This is a genomic window from Pseudomonas sp. P5_A12, from assembly GCF_056400685.1.
Window position 1 is genome coordinate 1 of sequence record NZ_JBFUKU010000072.1, and the last position, 22,562, is coordinate 22,562.

A 22,562-nucleotide genomic window follows, 5' to 3' on the forward strand; every position below is an offset into this window, starting at 1 on the left:
GAATGAAGTCCGTCTGATCAACAGCCGCACTGCTGACACCAACAAGGTGAATCGTGTCCGCCCCGATCTCTACCACTGTGTTCGCCCCGTCAGCCGTTATGGTCACGTTGGCAGCGAACGTAGCGCTGTTGATCCCCAGCCCCGTGATATTGAGCAAGTCCTGCACTCCGGCCGGATTGGCTCCGAAGTTCAGGATCGTATCGTTGCCGAAACCCGCGGCAGCAAACACGAACGTATCGTTGCCGGCGAAGCCGCCGTTCATCAGGTCGTTACCGAACCCACCGATGATGACGTCATTTCCGGCTCCCCCCACAATCGTGTTATCCAGCTGATTGCCGACCGCCGTGAAGTTGCCGTTACCGCCAAAGAACACATTCTCGACGTTTTCGCCCAAGGTGTAACTGTTCAGGGATGTCGAGACGCTGTCAACGCCACCTCCGATGCCCTCGATCACTACATCGCCGGCATCTGTCACCTCGAAGATGTCATTCCCGGCGCCGCCGATTAGCGTGTCAGCACCCGCACCACCAATGAGAATGTCATTCCCGGCCCTCCCCACCATCACGTTATCCAGCTGATTGCCGACCGCCGTGAAGTTGCCGGTACCGCCAAAGAACACATTCTCGACGTTTGCGCCCAAGGTGTAATTGCTCAAGGATGTCGAGACGCTGTCAACACCGCCTCCTATGCCCTCAATCACTACATCGCCGGCTTCTGTCACCTCGAAGATGTCATTCCCGGCGCCGCCGATCAGCGTGTCAGAACCCGCACCTCCAAGGAGGAGGTCATTCCCGCCCCCCCCGGCAATAAAGTTATCCAGCTGATTGCCGACCGCCGTGAAGTCGCCGATACCACCAAAGAATACATTCTCGACGTTTGCGCCCAAGGTGTAATTGCTCAAGGATGTCGAGACGCTGTCAACACCGCCTCCGACGCCCTCGATCACTACATCGCCGGCATCTGTCACCTCGAAGAGGTCATTCCCGGCGCCGCCGATCAGCGTGTCAGCACCCGCACTACCAATCAGGATGTCAGCACCCGCACCACCATCGAGGGTGTCATTCCCGGCTCCCCCCGCAATAAAGTTACCCAGCTGATTGCCGACCGCCGTGAAGTTGCCGATACCACCAAAGAACACATTCTCGATGTTTTCGCCCAAGGTGTAACTGTTCAAGGAAGTCGAGACGCTGTCAACACCGCCTCCGATGCCCTCGATCACTACATCGCCGGCATCTGTCACCTCGAAGAGGTCATTCCCAGCGCCGCCGACCAGCGTGTCAGCACCCGCACCACCAAGGAGGATGTCAGCACCCGCACCACCAACGAGGATGTCAGCACCCGCACCACCAACGAGGGTGTCATTCCCGGCTCCCCCCGCAATAAAGTTATCCAGCTGATTGCCGACCGCCGTGAAGTCACCGATACCACCAAAGAACATATTCTCGATGTTTTCGCCCAAGGTGAAACTGTTCAAGGATGTCGAGACGCTGTCAACACCGCCTCCGATGCCCTCGATCACCACATCGCCGACCTCTGTCACCTCGTAGAGGTCATTCCCGGCGCCGCCGTTCATGACATCAGTGCCGATCCCACCGAGGAGGGCGTCGTTGCCGTCCTCACCATTCAGGAAGTCGTTGCCACCCAGGCCGTTCAGGATGTCGTTGCCATCACCTCCGCTGGCCACGTCGTCGCCTGCCGTGCCGGTCCAAATGTCGACACCGGCGGTACCGACGAACAGATCACCGACCACTGTCGTTGCGGCAGAGGTGACTCGCTCAAGTGTGCCGAGATCATCGGTGTAACTCGCGACGACACGCAGTTGCTGACCGGACTGCGTCGGGTCGGGCGTGAAGGCCGTGCCCGTCGCGCCGGCGATGTCGGTAAAGATCGCACCGCTCCCCACCTGCCACTGATGGGTAATCACCGAGGTCGTGGTCCCGTTGGCGTCGATGAACGCATCTGTGGCGGTCAAGGCCGAGCCTGGCGTCGGGGTCGTATCGCTGATCAGCACCGTTCCAACCGGCAGGACATTGACGGTACCGGTACCGGCCGCCGTGATCGGTGCGGTCGGCGCCGAGAACACCTCCTCCAGCACGCCATTGGCGTCCATGTAGACCGCCCTGACGCGCAGCGCCAGCCCGGCTGCCACGACGAGTTCAGGAATAGCCGGCACAGCGCCGATGAGCGTCGCCGGTGGTGGGACCCTGAGTTCCGAGCCCACCGTGACGATCGTACCCTCCGCGCGCGCGACCTCTCCGGCGGCAAAGAAGGTGATGTCTTCGAAGACTCCCGAGCCCGGGCGCGCTTCGAACTGCCAGAAGAAACTGATGGGGCCGGCGATCGCGCCGCCTGTCGCAGTATTGTCAGCATCCGTGATGTCTGCCGCCGAGACCGTCAGCACCTGGCCTACGGCGGGCGTGGCATCGTCGATCCTCAGCACCCCGACTGGCGCCGAGTTCAAACCGCCGAGCACGACCGCTTGATCGGAGAACTGCAACCGCTCGATATTGCTGAGGGTGTCGGTCCCGTCCCTGCCAGCGACACTGTCGGTGACCGTAACGGTGCCGTTGACGTTTTCGACCACGGTGTAATCCGCCAGATTGCCGGAGAACAGCGCCGTGTCGAAGTCGGGACCGGCAGCCGTCAGGATTTCACGGACGATCTGGAGTTGGCCGGGGTTATAGGTGCCGTTCAACATGAGCGGAACCAGCGGTGTCAAGCTGTCGAACGTGGCGATTTCCGGCCCGGTGCCATCGATGTTCTGCCGCACACTGATGCGCACGTTGAGCCACTTGTCGCCGTCAATGAGGTCATCGCCGCCACGGCCTTCGAGGACGTCGCTGCCGTCGCCACCCAGGATGATGTTGCCCCCGTCGAACTTATCGTCGGCAGTGCCGGCGATGCCATCCGCGCCGTTGCCGGCGCTGCCGACGAAGTCCCGCAGACCGCTGATGAGGTCGAAGTTGGTGAGCACGCTGCCCTTGGCGCCAGCGATGGCGAGCACGTCGGCAGTGGAGTCATCGCCGCTGAGGAAATCGGCGTGGGCCGATCCCGACAGCCCTTCCACCAGGTCCAGCCGGGCAAGGATCGACGCGGTGGAGCCAGGCACCGCCGGCTGATCGAAGAAGCGCAGCCTGGTGTTGAGGCCGATGGTCACGCCGGCCGGATCGTCCTTGTAGGTCGCCCAGTCGTAACCGGAGAACCCGATGAAACGGTCCGCCTCGCTGGGGCTGCCGATCATGATGTCATCACCGCCCTCCCCATCGAAGTTGTCCGGTCCGCCATCGCCCATGAAGACGTCGTTGCCATTGATCGGATCGTTTCCGAATGGGTCGAAGTTGTCGCCTGCGACGCCATCGGCGGATCCACCCTGGATCCAGTCGTCACCTTCGCCACCGCGCGCGAATTCGTTCGCCTTGCTGCCGAGGATGAAGTCGTTGCCCAGGCCGCCGCTGGTGTCGGCCGCGTCCTCGCCGGTGACGATGAAGTCCTGACCGGCCTGGCCGAGGATCAGGTTGAGGCCGTTGCCGCCCTGGATGACGTCGTTGCCGTCCTCGCCGTGGATGACGTCGTCGCCGCCCATGTCCGTGATGATGTCGTCACCGGTACCGCCAAAGAGTTGGTCGTTGCCGTAGCCGCCATCGATCCGATCGTTACCGGCATCGCCATAGACCGTGTCGTCGTCCGAGTCGCCGGCAATGAGAATGTCGTTGCCCGCCGTACCGCCCAATACGACCGTGTCGGCGCCGGTGTAGTGCAGGTAGTTGCTATCCGGCCCTACCGTGTTGGGGTTGTCGCGGATCACCAGCGGTGTGAGGAAGTCAGTGCGTGGTGAGCCAATCGGGTGGTCCGACGGACCAAAAGGATCGGCGTTGGCCGGCAGATCATCGGCGGTGCCGACAATGCCGTCGGGACCGGCAATCACACTCGGGTTGTACTGGTTCGCCTGGTTGACCTCCAGCGTGTAGGCCGGCGTCAGGAAAACCCTGGCCGAGAGGTGTGTTGCATCGGTATTGGCCATCACCAGAGCGGAGAACGTGTTGTTCTCCAGCTCAGCGCCAAAGTCCATCGAGGCGGTGCGTTCCAGATAGTAGAAACGGTCTCCGTCCTGGAGTTTCTCCATCTGGTTCTCGAAGACGAAGTTGAAGGTCGAGCCGAGCATGCCGCCAAAAGGCATCTTCTCCTCGGCCAGCCCGCCAACCCAGAAGTCGACATCATCCAGGCCGGTGATGGTCACATCGTCTGCCGTGTGCAAAACGCCGTCCGCACCGGCGTTGCTGGCCCAGGCACCCGTGCTGTTGAGGAAGTCGACACGGTCGGCCGGTGCCGTCGCGCCGCCGAGCACCAGGTCCGCAGCCGCGGCGCGCTTGTCCGCCAGCGTGGTGGCGCCGGTGATGGTCGAGTGCGTGCCGTAGGCGGCGATGAAGTTGATCAGCGATTCCGGATGCTTCATGTGCTGCACGAAATCGGCCCAGCTCGTGTAGGGCTTGAGCTCTGCGTCGCCGGTGGGCGCATAGAACTCCCGCCGCGCCGCGTTCAGGGACGGAATGCCGGTATCGCGGCCGCGCGCCAGGTTGATGGCGGGCAGATCGAGTGGCAGGCCCAGCAGGTTGTTGCGCAGGGCTTCAGTGACGAACTCGTCGATCTCGTTGCCCACCTGGCGGGTCACGCCGCGCACGATGGCACCGGCCGCCTCCTCCGGAGTGGCGCCACTGCCCGCGAACTCGAGCGGGTTGAGGAAGGCCTGAATCAGCCCGATATCGCTTGAGGCGAAGTTCGGATCCAGCCGGTCGACCTGCTCCAGCAGCATCGAGTGCCCGAAGCGATAGACGGTGTGCGCGAACTCGGCAACGATGCTTGGATCGATCGCGGTGTCGTACACCTGACCCGGTGCAAAGAACGGATCGACCATCGGCTGGATAGTGCGCGCGAACTCTTCGAACACCAGGTGCTGGTACTGCATCTCGGTGCCGAACTTCGCGGTCTGGAACAGGCGCTCGCCGTTCCAGTCAAGGGTCGAGGTGTCGACGGGAACGGCAGTGACAGGTGTCAGCAGCCACTCGTTCAGGAACGACACGTCGCCGCTTGCCGCTGTCGCCAGGACCACCGCCATGGTGTGATCGACCAAGCGGTTGTGCTCATGGTGGAAGATGGAATGGACGGTGGTCAGACCGATGTTCTCGTTGACCCGGCCGTCGCCGGCAATGTAGTGCGCGTCCAACAGTTCGTTGTCGTAGAAGCCCGGCGCAGGTGTACCACCAACGATATTGTCCGCATCGGGCAGGAGTGCTGCGCCGGTCTGGCCGTCCACCGGAACGGCGGTGTGCGCGATGTCGTTGAGGAAAGCATGGCCGGTGCGCGCGGCGTTGACCAGGCTGATGGGCGCCGCCGGATTGCCTTCAACGAGCACATCGTCGGCCGTGCCGGCAATGCCGTCCAGGCCCTTCATCACCACCTGCGGAAAACCGTTCGGACCCTTGATGAAATTGCCGTAGGCGTCGGTCGCCAGCAATGGCACGTTGTCGAAATCGGCATCGGTGAGATTGATGCCGAGCAGATCATGGGCTTGCGCCTTGACCACCTTCCAGGTGGCCATGCCACCGATCTCGACGTCATCTGCGGTACCGAAATGCCCATCGGCGCCCAGATCACGATTTTCGATCAACTTGCCGGTGGCCACCGGATCGCCAGCCGCGTTGAGCTCATAGGCACGCAGGAACACCTGGTGCGAGGGATGCGAGCTGTAGGTCTGGTTCTGGTCGACAAACGGCGAGGTGGTGTTGGTGTTCTCGTGGATGTCGTCGGCCGTGCCCAGAACGCCATCGGGACCGGGCTGATTGGTGGCGCGCGTCAACACCATGAAGTTGGTCGGGCTACCGGGCACGAACAGCGGGTCATCCGGCTGCAGCGGAACGAACACGGTGCCTGAACCGCCCTTGGTGACGAGGTCCAGGCCATGGTCGAAAAACTGGCCGAAGAAAGTCATCCATTGGTTGAAGGGCGCGGTCAGGCCCGCGTCGGGGCTCACGTTCGGGTCAAAGAAGGTCTCGAACGTCGTGCCGTCGGTGCGGGTTYCAGTAACCACCTGCGCACCGGCCTTGAGGACATCGTCAGCCGTGCCGAGGATGCCATCCAGACCGGGATCGAAGGTGGCCGCGACCGCCGCCGGGTTGTGGGCGGTCTGGTCGACGATCAGGTTACTGATGGTGCGCGGTTGCGAGTCGATCACCAGGCCGCTGGTCTGCGTGTAGCTCGTGCCGGCGTCGGCCGAGAGGAAGTTCGGCGTGGTCAGGCGCGGGAACACATTATCGGCGGCACCGAACTCGGGATGGAGCAGATTGTTGTCCGTCCCTTCGACCGTGCGCAAACCGAACGGCATCCGTATATTCGGGAGCAGCGAGTTCAGGTTCTCACCGGCCGCGTGGTGTTCCGCCAGCTTGATCTGGTCAAGGATGAATGCCAGGTCCGATTGCGTGTAACGCACACCGTTGCTGGCGGCCGTGGTCTGCGGATCGATCAGCGAAGGCGCCGGTGCAGGGGCCGGCGCCCCGGCCACTACTGCCGTAGTCGGCGCCGAGAATACCTGCTCGGTCACGCCATGATCGTCCGCATAGATGCCTTTGACGCGCACTGCCAGGCCGGCAAGATCCGACGTCACCGTGAGAGTGGGCGCGTCCGCTCTTGTAAAGCCGATACCGATGCGGCCTGGCCCGAGGATGATGTCCTCGAAGACGCCCGAGCCCGGTGTCGCTTCAAACTGCCATACGTAACTGATGGAATTGTGGATCGCACCGCCCGCATTGTCGCCATCGGCGAGGCCTGCCGCCGACACGGTCAGTATCTGGCCAACGGTCGGTGCGGTGTTATCCACCGTCAGCGCGCCCACCGGCTCAGCGTTGAGCCCGGGCACGAGGACCATGGACTGATCGGAGAACTGCAGCCGCTCGATGTGGGTGAGACGGTCGGTTTCTTCCTTGCCGACATTGTCGGTCACGGTGACGATGTCGTCGGCAAAGTTGAGCGGGGTGCCGTTATCGTCGACGGCGACTGTGTAGTTCGCCAGCGGGCCCATGAAGTTGACGGTGTCGAAGCCGCCCACGCCCGGCAGGATCTCACGCACGGCGACGAGCTGGCCGGGATTGTAGGTGCCGTTGAGCATGAGCGGGATCATCGGCGTCATGCTGTCGAAGGTGGCGATCTCCGGCCCGGTGCCATCCACGTTCTGACGCACGCTGATGCGCACGTTGAGCCAACTGTCGCCGTCGATGAGGTCGCTGCCGCCACGGCCTTCGATGATGTCGCTGCCATCGCCGCCGAGGATGATGTTGCCCGCGCCGAACTGATCGTCGGCCGTCCCCCCGACACCGTCGGCACCGAAACCGGCACTGCCGACGAAGGCCCGCAGGCCGCTGACGAGATCGAAGTTGGTGAGGACGCTGCCCCTGGCCGTGACGTTGGCGATGATGGCCGCGTTTTGTTCATCGCCGCGCAGGAAGTCGGCGAAGGCCGACCCCGACAGGCCCTCCACTTCCGCGAACCGGTCATAGATCGAGTCGGCCGATTGCGCAACGGCGCCCACGATATTGCCCGCGGCATCGGGCACCGCGTGGTACGGACTGAAGAAGGGAACGACCATGTCGACGGTCACGCCGTACTTGTCGTTCTTGTAGGTGGTCCAGTCGAACCCGGACATGCCGTCCATCTTGTCCTGGGCATCGCTGGCGACGAAGGTATCGTCGCCGCCTTCACCGATCATTTCATCGAAGCCGCCGGTGCCGATGAAGATGTCGTTGCCGGGCACATCGTCGGACAATGTCGGGCTCATGTTATCGCCGGGCGCACCGTCCTGGGTGCCACCCTCGATCCAGTCGTCGCCTTCGTTGCCGGTCGGCGCGAGGTTGACCTTGGAGCCGAGGATGAAATCGTCGCCCGCGCCGGCGAAGGTCATGGTGATGTCTTCGGTGGTGATGATGAAGTCTTTGCCAGCGCCGCCGAAGACCAGATTGTTGAGGCCGAGGGTCGAATTGCCGGCCTGGATGACGTCGTTGCCGTCCTCGCCGCGCAGGGTGTCGCTGCCGCCGATGTCGGTGATGATGTCGTCGCCAGCACCGCCAAAGACGTTGTCGTTGCCGTAGCCGCCGTCGAGGCGGTCGTTGCCGGCGTCGCCATAGACGGTGTCGTCATCCGAGTCACCGGCAATGAGGATGTCGTCGCCGGCTGTGCCGCCAAGCACGACCGTATCGCCGCCGGTGTAGTGCAGGTAGTTGGTATCCGGGCCCACTGTGTCGGGGTTGTCGCGGATCACCAGCGGCGTGAAATGGTCAATACGTGGTGAGCCAATCGGATGGTCCGATGGGCCAAAGGGGTCGGCGTTGGCTGGCAGATCGTCGGCCGTGCCGACGATACCGTCTGGACCGGCCACCACACTCGCGTTGAACTGGTGCGTCGGGTCGGTCTCCAGGATGAAGGCCGGCGTCTGGAAGATGTTAGCCGGGAGGTGTATTGCGTCGCTGTTGAGCATCACCAGATTGGAGAACGAATTGTTCTCCAGTTCAGTGCCGAAGTTGAGTCCCGCAGTGCGTGCCAGGTAGTAGAAGCGGTCACCATTCTGCAGGTTTTCCAACTGGGTTTCGAAGACGAAGTTGAAGCTCGAACCCAGCAGGCCGCCAAAGGGCATCTTCTCCTCGGCCAAGCCACCGATCCAGTAGTCGACGTTGTCCAGGCCGGTGATGGTCACGTCGTCTGCGGTGTGCAGAATACCGTCCGCACCGGCATTGCTGCTCCAGGCGCCGGTACTGTTCAGGAAGTCCAGGCGATCAGCCGGCGCCGTGGCGCCGCCGAGCACGAGATCCGCAGCCGCGGCGCGCTTGTCCGCCATCGTCACAGCGCCAGTGATGGTTGAATGCGTGCCGTAGGCGGCGATGAAATTGATCAGCGATTCCGGGTGCTTCATGTGCTGCACGAAATCGGCCCAACTCGTGTAGGGGGTCAACTGGCTGTCGCCGGTCATGTGGTAGAACTCGCGCCGCGCCGCGTTCAGCGACGGGATGCCGGTGTCGCGGCCGCGCGCCAGATTGAGGGCGGCCAGGTCCAGCGGCAGGCCGACCAGGTTGTTGCGCACCGCGTCGGTCACGAACTCGTCGATCTCGTTGCCGACCTGGCGGGTCAGGCCGCGTACGATGGCGCCTGCCGCCTGATCAGGGGTGGGGCCGCTAGCTGCAAATGCCAGCGGGTTGAGGAAGGCCGCGATCAGGCCGGTTTGTTGATTGCCCGGGTCAGTCGGATTGCCGTCGCCGACGACGTTGAAGTTGGGGTCGAAACGATCGACCGTCTCCACCAGCATCGAGTGGCCGAAGCGAAAGACCGTGTGCGCGAACTCGGCGACGATCGACGGATCGATGGTGGTGTCGTTACCCATAGGCGCCAGGAAGGCGTCCACTTGCGGCTGGATGGTGCGCGCGAACTCCTCGAACACCAGGTGCTGGTACTGCATCTCGGTGCCGAACTTGGCGGCCTGGAACAACCGCTCGCCGTTCCAGTGCAGGCCCGCGATGTCGGTCGGCGTCACTGGCAGCGCTGTCAGTTGGGCGTCGGGCATCAACCACTTGTTCAGGAAATCGAGGTCGGCGGAGGCCAGCACCGTCGCCTTGGTATCGTCAACCAGCCGGTTGTGCTCGCTGTGGAAGATGGAATGCACTGTGGTCAGGCCGATGTTCTCGTTGACCCGGCCATCGCCGGCGATGTAGTGCGCATCCAACAACTCGTTGTCGTAAGTGCCGGGCGCTTGCAGGCCGCCAATGACGGTGTCCGCGTCAGGCGTCAGGCCGCCGGTGGGATCGGCGCTGTGCGCAATGTCGATGAGGAACTGGTGGCCGGTGCGCACGGCGTTCGTCAGGCTGATGGGTGCAGCCAGATTACCCTCGACGAGCACGTCATCGGCCGTGCCGGCAATGCCATCCGCGCCCATCATCACGACTTGGGGGAGGCCATTAGGCCCTTTGATGAAGTTGCCGTAATCATCGGTCGCCAGCAGCGGTACGTTGTCGAAATCGGCATCAGTGAGATTGATGCCGAGCAGATCATGGGCTTGTGCCTTGACCACTTTCCAGGTGGCCATGCCGCCTATTTCGACGTCATCAGCGGTACCGAAATGCCCATCGACGCCCAGGTCACGATTGGTGATCAGCTTGCCGGTGGCGACCGGATCGCCGGCGGCGTTGAGTTCATAGGCGCGCAGGAACACCTGATGCGAGGGATGCGAACTGTAGGTCTGGTTTTGGTCGACAAACGGCGAGGTGGTGTTTTGCTGTTCGTGGATGTCGTCGGCCGTGCCGAGAATGCCATCGGCGCCGGGCAGATTGGTGGCGCGCGTCAACACCATGAAGTTGGTCGGGCTACCAGGCACGAACAGTGGATCGTCAGGTTGCAGCGGAATGAACACCGTGCCGCTGCCGCCCTTGGTGACCAGGTCGAGACCGTGGTCGAAGAACTGGCCGAAGAAGGTCATCCAGGCGTTGAAGGGCACGGTCAGAGCCGCGTCCGGCGTGATATTGGGGATCTGGAAGACGGAAATGTCGTCGGCGGTGCCGAACAGGCCATCCAGACCGGGGCTGGTGACGACCTGTGAATCCGGATTGGCCGCTGCGGCCGCGACCGCCGCCGGATTGTTCGCGGTCTGGTCCACGATCAGGTTGCTGATGGTGCGCGGCTGAGAGTCGAAGACGAAACCGCTGGTCTGCTGGTAGGAGGTCGGTGTGGTTCCGCCAGGATCTGCGGGGCCGAAGAAGCCGGCCGGCTGGACCTGCGCGGTATTGAATACCGGCGTTGTCATGCGCGGGAAGAAGTTGTCGGCGGCGCCGAACTGGGGATTGGCCAGGTTGTTGTCGATGCCGGAAACGGTGCGCAGGCCGAAGGGTACTTCTACGTTCGGCAGCATGTCAGCCAGACTCGCGCCTGCCGCATGCCGTTCAGCGATGAAAATTTGTTCGAGAATGAACTCGAGATCGGACTTGATGAAGCTGGCCATGGCTGTTTCCTCGATGCTTGACTGATCAGGAAACCACACGCATAAAACACCGCTTCAAACGCGTGGTGTGGTTTAGTGCTGAACCCCATAAATAAAAATCGAAAATCGAACGACGGAACCTGGTACCACGGCCGCACCGAGCCCCTGCTGAATCGCGTGCAATCAGCAGTGCTCAATTGAGGATCAATTCCCCATGACAACCGTACTTACAGGCTGGTATTGCGCCTCAGGGAGGCGACGGCCCATGAACGCAGATTGAATAGAAGGTGCAACTTACGAACGGCCCCGTCACGTATCGGGGCTCTATGTATTTGTCCATATTGCTCTCTCAGGCATGGGGGGCTTGTCACAAATGCCAGGCATCCAGCGATCAGAGTCGTTGGCCGGAATATGCTCGCGAAGATCGCCATGGTCCGGGACTTCCTGAGGGGTGATGGCACGGTTCTGCGTCCATGCGGCTTCATCAACAAGCCTTTTATCCATAAGCAACTGGGCATCGTCTACGAATTGACTAGTATGTATTGGAGATTGATTCCACACGCCTGGTGGCGGAGTCAGGGAATCATTAGAACCATCGGTTTGGTTCTGTTTGAGTAGAACCCCCGTACTGTTGTACTGAAAAGGGTACAGGAGCGTTTTCTCAACAGAAATTTCAAATAAGCTGAGTTTGACTTGAATACCAGGCGTGCAGACGTTTCCATCCCGGCCTGTATGACAGTAAAGTGACAGTTCAGGGCGCGAATCGGCGGCAACACTATTGGTAATAACTCCCAACTGTTCTTTCCAAAAATAGCGATTATCCAAATTGATCGAGCATCTTTTTAAACTATTCATCGCGCCTCCCGACTTCAACTTCAAACACTAGCTATACACTCCATTAAAAATGAGTATTGAGGGGCTACCCGGATGTGTACAGAGACGAAAGCCCAATCAAATTCTGAGACCTTGGTCACAGAATCGGATCAGACCTTGGTCGAATCCGAGGCTGACCAAACGTCCAGTGCCGCAGTGCCCGGGAGACAGAGCACCCGTGCAAAATTGCGCCATTTAAGCCGCTCAACCCAGTTCGTAATCTGCGCCACGATAATTCTGGGTTTGACCATGACGTTCGTTGGAAACCTCGTTAGCCAGAGTATCGAAGATGCAACGGTTCAAACTGCAGCAGAAACCGGTGCGCGTTTTATGCAAAATTTTCTCGAACCTTTCGTCCAAGGATTAACCACTGCCAAAGAACTCCCCGATGAAACTATTCAGACCATTGATCAGCTGCTGTCGAGCACCTCGTTCAGTACACATGTTGTCTCGGTGAAAATCTGGCTTCCAGACGGCACGATTGTCTACAGCACCGACAAATCCACGGTTCAGAAAAATTTTCCGACAGAGGAGATCTCACTGGCGCTGACAGGCAAGATATATACAGAACTGGGCAATGATCTTGATGATTATAAGACGGATGATATTGAGGATGCTTTTGAGCGAAGCCTGAATATTCCGCTCTATGAAATTTTTGCTCCACTGCGCGAAGCGGGGACTGGAAAGATTGTTGCAGTTGGTGAGTTCTACGAAACCGCGGAAGCGTTACAGCGCGAAATCAATAACGTTCGCAAAAAAGTATGGGCGATTGTTGGTGCGGCAACGATGGCTATGCTTTTGCTGTTATTTTTTATCGTTCGGCGTGGCGATAAAATAATAAAACAGCAAGAAACAGCACTTAAATGGCGAATGCATGAGCAAGCCAAGTTGCACTCAAACAACGCCGCTCTTCAGCGAAAAGTCACTACAGCTAATCACGAATTCTCCAGAATCAATGAACTCACTCTTCGTCGGATCGGGGCAGATCTTCATGATGGTCCTGCCCAGCTGTTGTCACTTATTCTCCTTCGCATTGAAGAGCTCGAAGATTCGCAAGGCGCCTCAGATGTGGAAGCCCTCGAAATGATCAGGCGTGCCGGTGAGGATGCGTTAAACGAAGTGCGGGAAATATCACTCGGCCTGGCACTTCCGGAAGTCAATGATCTGACCCTGCACGATGCGCTGGTATTGCTTGCTCAGCGGCACGAAGAGCGAACCGAGACGCGCGTCGAACTGGAGCTTGATACGCTTCCAGACGATGTACCGATAGCGCATAAAATTTGTATTTATCGCTTCGCCCAGGAGGCATTGAACAATGCCTATATTCACGCCGGAGGAAAAGGCCAAAAACTCAGCGCCTCTTACTTCGAAGGGCTACTGGAAGTGCAAGTCGAGGATACGGGAGTGGGTATTTCAACCGAGAAACCGAGAGTGCCGGGGCGAGGTAGAACTCATCTTGGCCTTGTCGGGATGCGCTATCGCGTCGAATCCCTCGGCGGAATATTCATCATTGAATCGGCACCCCACGCCGGAACCAAAGCCAGGGCGCAGTTCAAAATTTGATCACCCGTGCCAAAATAGTCGTTGCGCTCAAGTAACCGGAAGCGCTTACGGCTCGTTATTTGGCTAACCGTTGTCACTCAAGTCGCGGCGTTGAAGAGCACCACATAAGCCAGGTATATGATCACTCTCCCAATGCCGTCTCACTGCTGCGACTGCCTGCGTCCGGTTACGAACGCGTAGCTTGTACATGACATTCGTCATGTAGTGCTTGATGGTCTTCTCGCAGAGCTCGAGCTTGATAGCAACCTCGCGGTTAGTCAGGCCCTTCGATACCTCCCGGATAACTTGTTCTTCGCGATGGGTCAGCTCGACCTTTTGCTTATCACCCGCGTGCTTTCTGAAATTGCCTAACAGCTTGCTGGCAAGCTTAGGTGTAATGAAGGTTTCACCACCGGCAATATTTCTGATGGCTTGTACAAGCTCACGACCGCTTATGCCTTTCAACGCATATCCCTGCGCGCCCGCTTCGAGGGCGGAATAGGCGTCCTCGATGGACTCGGATACCGTCAGCATCAAAATTTTAACTGCCGGTGAAGAGGCTGAAATCGCTCGCACGGCGGCAAAGCTATCGCCCGGCATATTGACATCCATGAGCAAAACATTCGGAGCAAAACGAGCGGCAATTTCCAGGGCATCATCGGCAGACCCACCCTGCTCGACCACCTGAAAGTCAGCTATTTTCTTCAGCGCCATTGTGACCCCATCCCTTAACAGCGGGTGATCATCAACGATGCCAATCTTGATCATGGAACTCATAAGAAGCTTCTCATAAGAAGCCATGGAGCTGCATGGTGGTGTCTCGCGTGTCATTTTTCACCCCTCGCGTCATGCCGAATTTGGCCAACCCGCCGTCTCCATGATGTTCGAGACGACAGCTCTTGCGGCTACCTGGAGAGTGCAACGAATGAGCCATTGCCATAGCGCGAAGAAAAAATTCAAATGAAATAACAAGCTATTTCTGAGTGTTTCAACAACAGAGAAGGATTAGGTGGGGGATATTCCTCAAATCAGGTGGTAAACGCCCAATTGGGTGGGTGTAATGCCCCACTTGTGGAGACAGTAGCGCCCCTGTTTCACCGAGCGCTTTTGATAGGGTCTGCTCAAAAAAAACGCCAACCCGAAGGTTGGCGTTTTTTACTTTTCGCTCGCAGTTCGAAGCTTACCGCTGCCTTACTCCGGCTTGCGACGACCGAAGCCCGGACGCTGGCCGGAACCGGCCGGTGCGCCACGGCGCTTGCCCGACGGCGTGTTACCGTCGACCAGCTTGATCCCAGGACGCTTCGGCGCCGGCTTGGCGGGACGCTTGGTGTCTGCTGGGCGATCGGCTACCGGCGTCCCACGACCTTCGCCGCGCTCGGTGCGACCATTGGCCGGACGTGGCGTGCGTGGACCGCGCTCGCCGTCAGCGCGTGGCGCTACTGGCTTACGGGACGGACGCTCGCCTTCGATCTGCGGCTCACGGGAATCACGCGCGGTGACAGCTGGGCCACCGGCCGCTGGACGCAACGTTCGCACGCGCTCGGACTTGCCCATCGGACGCGACGATTTACGCTGCATGCGATCAAGCTTGTCTTTGCTCTTGGCGTTCATCTGCGGCATTGCCACCGGCGTCAGGCCAACTTCAGCACTCAGAATGTCGACTTCGTACTGGCTCATTTCGCGCCAGCGGCCCATCGGCAGGTCGGAGTTGAGGAACACCGGTCCGAAACGCACACGCTTCAGACGGCTGACCACCAGGCCTTGGGATTCCCACAGACGACGCACTTCGCGGTTACGACCTTCCATCACCACGCAGTGATACCAGTGGTTGAAACCTTCACCGCCTGGCGCCTGCTTGATGTCGGTGAACTTGGCCGGGCCGTCTTCAAGGACAACGCCCGCTTTCAGACGCTCGATCATTTCGTCATCGACTTCGCCACGCACACGTACCGCGTATTCACGGTCCATTTCGTAGGAAGGGTGCATCAGGCGGTTGGCCAATTCACCGTCGGTGGTGAACATCAGCAAACCGGTGGTGTTGATGTCCAGACGACCGATGTTGATCCAGCGACCTTCTTTCGGGCGCGGCATCTTGTCGAATACGGTCGGACGGCCTTCCGGGTCGACACGGGTGCAGATTTCACCGTCGGGCTTGTTGTACATAATCACGCGGCGTACCGACTCGGCGGCTTCTTCGCGCTTGATCACCTTGCCATCAATGGTGATGGCGTCATGCATGTCGACACGCTGACCGAGCGTGGCGTCTTTGCCATTGACCTTGATGCGGCCGTGGCTGATCCAGGCTTCTACGTCACGGCGCGAGCCGACGCCGATACGGGCGAGGACTTTCTGCAGTTTTTCGCCTGCGGGGCCGATTTCCTGGTCGTCTTTCTGGTCGTTGATACTCATCTGGGCACCTCCCGGTGTGGTCTGTTCAGGCTATGCCTGAAGCGATGTAAAACTGTGCGCTTCGGCGAAGGGATCGCCAAAGGGTCGCGAATCATACGCTCATGTGGGCGATTTCGCATCAGAGACTAGCTGATGAACGCAGAGTCACCTGCTTTTCCGCCGGCCGGTGGTGCCGGTTTGCATCAAAACATACCCCCTGTGGGAGCGGGCTTGCCCGCGATGAGGGAGTGTCAGTCGACATCATTGTCGACTGATCCACCGAAATCTCGGGCAAGCCCGCTCCCACAGGGATCTCCMGTGTTTGAGGGAATGCGTCAGTCGTCGAATTCGCGGCGTTCGGCTTCGATGGCTTCGGAGAGCGCCCGGGCTTCGGCTTCTTCGTCGCTCAACTCAGGCTCGGTCTCGGGTTTCGGTTGTTCGAGCGCGGCGACGGCGGCCAGGAGTTTTTCGCGAGCTTCGGCGACGCCTAGCACATCGTCTTCAAGCTCTGGCTCCGGCTCTTCTTCGGCTGCGGCTTCGGGCTCTGCCTGAAGTTCACTGTCGATTTCCGACTCAGCCCCGGCCACCCCGCCATCACGCAACAGATCATCGAAGTCAGTCTTGAGCCCCTCTTCCATCGTGTCCAGTTCCAGCAACAACGTGTGGAAACTGGTTTCTTCCTTCGGCTCTTCCGGCTCGGCGCTGGCGTCCGCCAAAGCTTGCAGGCTGGCAGGCACGGGGGCGTCGTCGAAATCGAGCACCGGGTCCGGCTCCAGCTCGCGCAGTTCGGCCAGCGGCGGCAGGTCGTCGAGATTCTTCAGGTTGAAGTGATCAAGAAACGCCTTGGTCGTCGCGAACATCGCCGGTTTGCCGGGCACATCGCGATAGCCAACGATGCGGATCCACTCACGCTCCATCAGCGTCTTGACGATCTGACTGTTGACGGCAACGCCGCGCACGTCTTCGATCTCGCCCCGGGTGATCGGCTGGCGATAGGCAATCAGCGCAATGGTTTCCAGCATGGCGCGGGAATAACGCTGCGGCCGCTCTTCCCACAAACGCCCGACCCACGGCGAAAACTTTTCGCGGATTTGCAGGCGGTAGCCCGAAGCCACTTCCTTCAGTTCGAAGGCGCGGCCATCGCAGGACTTGGCCAATATCGTCAGCGCTTTCTTGAAGACCGCCGGCTCCGGCCGCTCGCCCTCTTCGAACAGTTCGAACAGACGCTCAAGCGATTGCGGTTTTCCCGAGGCCAACAGAAAGGCTTCAAGCAGTGGCGCCAGCTCGCGGGGTTCAGTCAGGTTCATGATTCAACTCGTTATTCGGCTCGGGCCCGCACGTGGATCGCTGCGAACGGCTCATTCTGCACCAGCTCAACCAAGGACTCCTTGACCAGTTCAAGGATCGCCATAAAGGTCACCACCACCCCGAGTCGTCCTTCTTCAGCAGTAAACAGCTCGACAAAGGGCACGAAACCGCCGCCCTTGAGCCGCTCCAGCACATCGCTCATGCGTTCACGGGTGGACAGCGCCTCGCGGCTGACCTGGTGGCTTTCGAACATGTCGCCACGGCGCAGGACCTCAGCCATGGACAACAGCAATTCCGATAGACGCACGTCCGGCAGCAGCTTGCGCGCCCGGGCTTCCGGGGCATCGAGCCTGGGCACCACCACGTCACGACCGACGCGGCTCAAGCCATCGATGCCTTCGGCGGCCGCCTTGAAGCGCTCGTATTCCTGCAAGCGGCGGATCAGCTCGGCGCGCGGGTCGTCTTCTTCGTCTTCAATGGTTTCGGCACGCGGCAACAGCATCCGCGATTTGATCTCGGCCAGCATCGCGGCCATCACCAGGTACTCCGCGGCCAGCTCCAGGCGCACCGACTGCATCAACTCGACATAGCCCATGTACTGGCGGGTAATTTCCGCCACCGGAATGTCGAGGATGTTGATGTTCTGTTTGCGGATCAGGTACAGAAGCAGGTCGAGCGGGCCTTCGAAGGCTTCGAGAAATACCTCCAGTGCATCCGGYGGGATGTACAGGTCCAGCGGCATCTCCAATACCGCCTGCCCATACACCATCGCGAAGGGCAGCTCTTGCTGGGCTCCGGCTTGACTGTCGACCACGGGTTCTACTGCAGACATCTACGCCTCGGCCATGAACGGCGAAGGGTCACCGCAACCGGCACGGATCACTTCCGGCTCGCCGTCGGCGAGATTGATCACGGTGGACGCCTTGATCCCGCCGAAACCGCCGTCAATGATCAGGTCGACCTGATGCTCAAGCAATTGACGCATTTCGTATGGGTCGGTCAACGGGTCGATGTCGCCGGGCATGATCAGGGTCACGCTCATCAGCGGTTCACCCAGCTGCTCCAGCAGCGCCAGGGCAATCGGATGGCTCGGGACACGCAGGCCGATGGTGCGCTTCTTCGGGTGCAGCAACAGCCGCGGGACTTCGCGGGTGGCGTTGAGAATGAAGGTGTACGGCCCCGGCAGGTGCGCCTTGAGCAAGCGGAACGTGCCGGTATCGATCTTGGCAAACAACCCCAGTTGCGACAGGTCGCTGCAAATCAGCGTGAAGTTGTGTTTGTCATCCAGCCCGCGCAAACGGCGCACGCGATCCACGGCATTCTTGTCGCCGATCTGGCAACCGATGGCATAGGAGGAGTCGGTGGGATATACCACCACCCCGCCGCTGCGAATGATTTCGACAGCCTGTTTGATCAGGCGCGCTTGTGGGTTTTCCGGATGAATCTGGAAAAATTGACTCACATTTTCTACCTGTTCAGACGGCGGCAATAATTGGGTCATGTTTGAATCGACACCACAGTGGTGGCAGATCCTCCGGGAGCGGGCGGTACTCACCGATCTCGGACCAGCCTCCAGGGCCATGAAAATCACTGCCGGCGCTGACCAGCAGACCGAACTCACGAGCAAGAATCGCCAGGCTGCCCACTTGTTCGGCAGGCTGATGGCCGTTGACCACCTCAATCGCGTGGCCTCCGGCTTGAATATAGTCAGAAATCAGGCGACGTCGCTTGCTGCGAGTAAAATCGTAGTGCCAAGGATGCGCCAGACTGACCCAGGCCTTGGCGGCACGCAGGGTTTCGACGGTCTCTTCCAGGGTCGGCCAGTGTTGCTTGACGTCACCCAGTTTGCCGGCGCCCAACCATTTTCGGAACGCCTCGGCGCGGTCCTTTACATACCCTTCCCGCACCATCCAGTCGGCGAAGTGCGGGCGGGCCGGTGCGTTGCCGCTGTCACCCAGTTCCTGCTGCATGGCCCGGGCACCGTCCAGCGCGCCCGGCATGCCCTTCAATGCCAGCTTGCGGCTGATTTCTTCGGATCGTAGCCAACGGCCATCATGCAATTTGGCAATCGCCTCGACCAACGGCGGCGCCGTCACATCAAATCCGTAACCCAATACGTGAATGGTCGCGCCGCCCCAGGTGCACGACAATTCGACGCCATTGACCAATTGCATCCCCAGCGCGGTCGCGGCTGTGCGGGCCTCATCGAGGCCCTCAAGGGTGTCGTGATCGGTCAAGGCCAGGACTCGCACGCCTTTCTCGAACGCACGCGCAACCAGAACCGCAGGCGCCAGGGCGCCATCGGAGGCCGTGCTATGGCAGTGCAAATCAACATTCACAGGACTTTGTTACCTCAAATCAGCTGGCGCTATCGCGCGCCCATATGTTTGTTATTATGCCGCCACATCCTGCTTCTGGCTGCCACTGTGAAACAATTCATCGATTTCATCCCGCTCCTGCTGTTTTTCATCGTCTTCAAACTCGACCCACGGGTCGTTGACATCGCCGGTCACGAGGTGACTGTAGGCGGAATCTACAGCGCCACCGCGATGCTGATCATCAGCTCCCTGGTGGTTTACGGCACGCTGTTCATCAAGCAGCGCAAGCTGGAGAAAAGCCAATGGCTGACCCTCATCGCCTGTCTGGTCTTCGGTAGCCTGACCCTGGCATTCCACAGTGAAACCTTCCTGAAGTGGAAAGCGCCGGTGGTGAACTGGTTGTTTGCCCTGGCATTCATCGGCAGCCATTTCATCGGTGACAGCCTGTTGATCAAGCGCATCATGGGCCACGCGCTGACCCTGCCGGAGCCGGTCTGGACGCGCCTGAACATCGCCTGGATCGCGTTTTTCCTGTTTTGCGGTGCCGCCAACCTGTTCGTCGCGTTCACCTACCAGGAATACTGGGTCGACTTCAAAGTCTTCGGCAGCCTGGGCATGACACTGCTGTTCCTGGTCGGCCAGGGCATTTACCTGTCCCGCCACCTGCATGACGCCGATATCACCACGCCAAAAACCGAGGACTGACATGCTTTACGCAATCATTGCCACAGACGTCGCCAACTCCCTGGAAGCCCGACTGGCCGCGCGACCTGCCCACCTTGAGCGCCTGCAAGTGCTCAAGGGCGAAGGCCGCATCGTTTTGGCCGGCCCGCACCCGGCAGTCGATAGCAATGATCCGGGTGCTGCGGGTTTCACCGGCAGCCTGATCGTCGCCGAATTCGATTCCCTTAGCGCTGCACAAACCTGGGCCGATGCTGATCCGTATATCGCCGCAGGCGTCTACGCCAACGTTTCGGTCAAGCCGTTCAAGCAAGTCCTGCCGTAACTTTCCTCCATAAATGCCCCCGCGCGATGAACCTTGTCGGTTCATCGTGCTCTCAATCGCTCATTATTCTCGTTTGCCTGCCGACAACCTGCCTAATCACTCGATTGGAATCAGGAGTCGCGATGCGCAAGGGTCCGTTGTGTCTATTGTTAGTGACGTTGTCGATGGTGGCCCCGGCTCACGGTGAAGATAGTGCCGAGGGCGGTAATTCGACGCCGTTGTCTCTGAGCGCCGGCAGCCAGATTGCCGAGTTGCAGCAGCGCTTGAAGGCAAGCGAACAGCAACGAGAAGAACTGAACAAACAACTGCAAAATATCGCTGGCGAACGCGAAAGTGCTCAACTGAGCCGGTTGCGCCAAGAGAATCAGCGCCTAAAGCTGCAACTCAAGGAAACGCTGGCCAGCAGCCCGCTGCCACTGCCGTTGCCGCTGACCGATCAGCAGCAGTGGTTTGTCATTGGAGCAGGAGTTGCGCTATCGGCCCTGCTGTGCGGTATCTTCGCCAGTGGTGCCACCAGAAAACGTCAGCAATGGCTAAATTGAGTGATTCATGAGCGAGCTGTTACTAATTGATGATGACCAGGAGCTGTGCGAACTCCTGAGCAGTTGGTTGAGCCAGGAAGGCTTTCAGGTCCGTGCTTGCCACGATGGCCAAAGTGCCCGCCGCGCGCTGGCCGAAACCTCTCCGGCCGCCGTGGTGCTGGATGTGATGCTTCCGGATGGCAGCGGTCTGGAACTGCTCAAGCAATTGCGCAACGATCACCCGGACTTGCCGGTATTGATGCTGTCGGCGCGCGGCGAGCCACTGGACCGCATCCTCGGACTGGAACTGGGTGCCGACGATTACCTGGCCAAGCCCTGCGACCCACGGGAACTGACGGCCCGTCTGCGCGCCGTGTTGCGCCGCAGCCATCCGGCGGCCGTGTCCAGCCAGATGGAGCTGGGCGATTTGTGTTTCAGCCCGGTGCGTGGCGTGGTCAGCATCGATGAACAGGAATTCACCCTCACCGTCTCCGAAAGCCGTTTGCTTGAAGCCCTGCTCAAGCAACCCGGCGAGCCGCTGGACAAACAGGAACTGGCGCAGATCGCCCTCGGCCGCAAGCTGACCCTGTACGACCGCAGCCTGGACATGCACGTCAGCAACCTGCGCAAAAAAATCGGCCCGCACCCTGACGGCCGCCCGCGCATTGTTGCCCTGCGTAGCCGTGGTTACTACTACAGCCTCTGAATCACACACGATCCGTTGTGTAGCAGCTGACGAGCACCGCGAGGCTGCGTTCGGCTGCGAAGCAGTCGAGAAATCAGGCACTGCGGTTTTTCAGGTAAACCGCGCTCTCTGGGTTTACGACGGCTGCGCCGCCGAACGCAGCCTCGCAGGCTCGGCAGCTGCTACGCGGGTCATGTTTTGTCAGATTAATCGGCGAAGTGTTGGTTTTGTCAGGTGGGTACAAATCCGTCTTTACCCAAGCTTTACGCTTCACTGACCGCCGCTGACCTTGACCTGCGTAATCTGTACTCATCCGGAACGTACCGGGAACGAGACAAGGAGATTCACCATGCGCAAGACTCTTATCGCTCTGATGTTCGCTGCCACCCTGCCGACCGTTGCCATGGCCATGCCTGAAGGCAGCGGCCCGATGGACGGCTCGCACCACGGCGGTCAGATGCACGGCATGCACGGTAAAGGCCCGTACAGCCAGCTGGACCTGAGCCGCGAACAGCGCGAGCAGATCCGTAAAATCATGGGCGAACAGATGCACGAGCGTAAGCAACTGGTCGACAAGTACCTGGAGAAACTCTCGCCAGCCGACCAGAAAGCCATGAAAGACGAAATGGCCGCCAACCACAAAAAAGCCGAGGCCGACGTGCGTGCCCTGCTGAAACCGGATCAACAGAAGCAATTCGACGAGATCCAGAAGAAAAAGGCTGAGCGTCGCGCCGAATGGGCCGAATTCAAGGCCTGGAAAGCGCAACAACCGCAAAAAGCGCAATAATGCGCTAACCCCGGACCCGGCGGCTCAACCCCGTTGGGTCTGATACCACTCAGTTCAATTGTAGGAGCGAGCCTGCTCGCGATAGCGGTGTGTCAGTAAACAATAACTTTGGCTGACACACCGCTATCG

Annotated in this window: 14 protein-coding genes; 6 read left to right on the forward strand and 8 right to left on the reverse strand. The window is 59.9% G+C overall.

Going from position 1 to position 22,562, the window contains the following annotated elements; all coding sequences use genetic code 11:
* On the reverse strand, window positions 1-11,026 hold an 11,026-nt coding region (locus AC1DSG_RS12615; RefSeq protein WP_477791174.1), incomplete at its 3' end, for a peroxidase family protein.
* Window positions 11,027-11,329: 303 nt separating this feature from the next.
* Window positions 11,330-11,860 (reverse strand): hypothetical protein, encoded by a 531-nt coding sequence (locus AC1DSG_RS12620; RefSeq protein ID WP_477791175.1) that lies wholly within the window; start codon window positions 11,858-11,860, stop codon window positions 11,330-11,332.
* A gap of 72 nt (window positions 11,861-11,932) precedes the next feature.
* Between AC1DSG_RS12620 and AC1DSG_RS12625 the strand changes: the two genes are divergently transcribed.
* Window positions 11,933-13,441, forward strand: a complete 1,509-nt coding sequence (locus AC1DSG_RS12625; RefSeq protein WP_477791176.1) for a sensor histidine kinase — start codon at window positions 11,933-11,935, stop codon at window positions 13,439-13,441.
* 63 nt (window positions 13,442-13,504) lie between these two features.
* On the opposite strand, the gene AC1DSG_RS12630 is transcribed toward AC1DSG_RS12625, so the two are convergent.
* From AC1DSG_RS12630 to AC1DSG_RS12655, 6 genes are all read right to left on the reverse strand, one after another.
* Window positions 13,505-14,197 carry a response regulator gene (locus tag AC1DSG_RS12630; RefSeq protein ID WP_477791177.1) on the reverse strand — a complete coding sequence of 231 codons (693 nt, stop codon included), beginning with the start codon at window positions 14,195-14,197 and terminating at the stop codon, window positions 13,505-13,507.
* A 414-nt stretch (window positions 14,198-14,611) separates the two neighbouring features.
* Window positions 14,612-15,829 carry a 23S rRNA pseudouridine(2605) synthase RluB gene (rluB, locus tag AC1DSG_RS12635; protein ID WP_477791178.1) on the reverse strand — a complete coding sequence of 406 codons (1,218 nt, stop codon included), beginning with the start codon at window positions 15,827-15,829 and terminating at the stop codon, window positions 14,612-14,614.
* Window positions 15,830-16,143: 314 nt separating this feature from the next.
* Window positions 16,144-17,115, reverse strand: coding sequence for an SMC-Scp complex subunit ScpB (gene scpB / locus AC1DSG_RS12640; RefSeq protein WP_477791179.1), 972 nt, complete (start codon window positions 17,113-17,115; stop codon window positions 16,144-16,146).
* An 11-nt stretch (window positions 17,116-17,126) separates the two neighbouring features.
* The gene (locus AC1DSG_RS12645; protein WP_477791186.1) at window positions 17,127-17,825 is read right to left on the reverse strand and encodes a segregation and condensation protein A; all 699 of its coding nucleotides are present in this window, start codon (window positions 17,823-17,825) and stop codon (window positions 17,127-17,129) included.
* Between the two features lie 123 nt (window positions 17,826-17,948).
* Window positions 17,949-18,578 carry an L-threonylcarbamoyladenylate synthase gene (locus tag AC1DSG_RS12650; RefSeq protein WP_477791180.1) on the reverse strand — a complete coding sequence of 210 codons (630 nt, stop codon included), beginning with the start codon at window positions 18,576-18,578 and terminating at the stop codon, window positions 17,949-17,951.
* A gap of 13 nt (window positions 18,579-18,591) precedes the next feature.
* Window positions 18,592-19,455: a PHP domain-containing protein gene (locus AC1DSG_RS12655; RefSeq protein WP_477791181.1), complete on the reverse strand. Its 864-nt coding sequence runs from the start codon at window positions 19,453-19,455 to the stop codon at window positions 18,592-18,594.
* An 87-nt stretch (window positions 19,456-19,542) separates the two neighbouring features.
* On the opposite strand from AC1DSG_RS12655, the gene AC1DSG_RS12660 reads away from it, so the two are divergent.
* From AC1DSG_RS12660 to AC1DSG_RS12680, 5 genes are all read left to right on the forward strand, one after another.
* The gene (locus AC1DSG_RS12660; protein WP_477791182.1) at window positions 19,543-20,139 is read left to right on the forward strand and encodes a septation protein A; all 597 of its coding nucleotides are present in this window, start codon (window positions 19,543-19,545) and stop codon (window positions 20,137-20,139) included.
* Between the two features lies 1 nt (window position 20,140).
* Window positions 20,141-20,440, forward strand: a complete 300-nt coding sequence (locus AC1DSG_RS12665) for a YciI family protein (RefSeq protein ID WP_150655059.1) — start codon at window positions 20,141-20,143, stop codon at window positions 20,438-20,440.
* A 122-nt stretch (window positions 20,441-20,562) separates the two neighbouring features.
* The gene (locus AC1DSG_RS12670) at window positions 20,563-20,982 is read left to right on the forward strand and encodes an SH3 domain-containing protein (RefSeq protein WP_477791183.1); all 420 of its coding nucleotides are present in this window, start codon (window positions 20,563-20,565) and stop codon (window positions 20,980-20,982) included.
* Window positions 20,983-20,989: 7 nt separating this feature from the next.
* Window positions 20,990-21,667: a response regulator transcription factor gene (locus AC1DSG_RS12675; protein ID WP_477791184.1), complete on the forward strand. Its 678-nt coding sequence runs from the start codon at window positions 20,990-20,992 to the stop codon at window positions 21,665-21,667.
* A 328-nt stretch (window positions 21,668-21,995) separates the two neighbouring features.
* A complete protein-coding gene (locus AC1DSG_RS12680) occupies window positions 21,996-22,433 on the forward strand; it encodes a Spy/CpxP family protein refolding chaperone (protein ID WP_477791185.1) in 438 nt (145 codons plus the stop codon).
* Window positions 22,434-22,562 lie beyond the last annotated feature (129 nt).

Excerpts from the sequence above, each read along its gene's own strand:
- AC1DSG_RS12620 (WP_477791175.1), bottom strand. The coding sequence starts at position 11,860 with ATGAATAGTTTAAAAAGATGCTCGATCAATTTGGATAATCGCTATTTT.
- AC1DSG_RS12625 (WP_477791176.1), top strand. The coding sequence starts at position 11,933 with ATGTGTACAGAGACGAAAGCCCAATCAAATTCTGAGACCTTGGTCACA.
- AC1DSG_RS12630 (WP_477791177.1), bottom strand. The coding sequence starts at position 14,197 with ATGAGTTCCATGATCAAGATTGGCATCGTTGATGATCACCCGCTGTTA.
- rluB (WP_477791178.1), bottom strand. The coding sequence starts at position 15,829 with ATGAGTATCAACGACCAGAAAGACGACCAGGAAATCGGCCCCGCAGGC.
- scpB (WP_477791179.1), bottom strand. The coding sequence starts at position 17,115 with ATGAACCTGACTGAACCCCGCGAGCTGGCGCCACTGCTTGAAGCCTTT.
- AC1DSG_RS12665 (WP_150655059.1), top strand. The coding sequence starts at position 20,141 with ATGCTTTACGCAATCATTGCCACAGACGTCGCCAACTCCCTGGAAGCC.
- AC1DSG_RS12670 (WP_477791183.1), top strand. The coding sequence starts at position 20,563 with ATGCGCAAGGGTCCGTTGTGTCTATTGTTAGTGACGTTGTCGATGGTG.
- AC1DSG_RS12675 (WP_477791184.1), top strand. The coding sequence starts at position 20,990 with ATGAGCGAGCTGTTACTAATTGATGATGACCAGGAGCTGTGCGAACTC.
- AC1DSG_RS12680 (WP_477791185.1), top strand. The coding sequence starts at position 21,996 with ATGCGCAAGACTCTTATCGCTCTGATGTTCGCTGCCACCCTGCCGACC.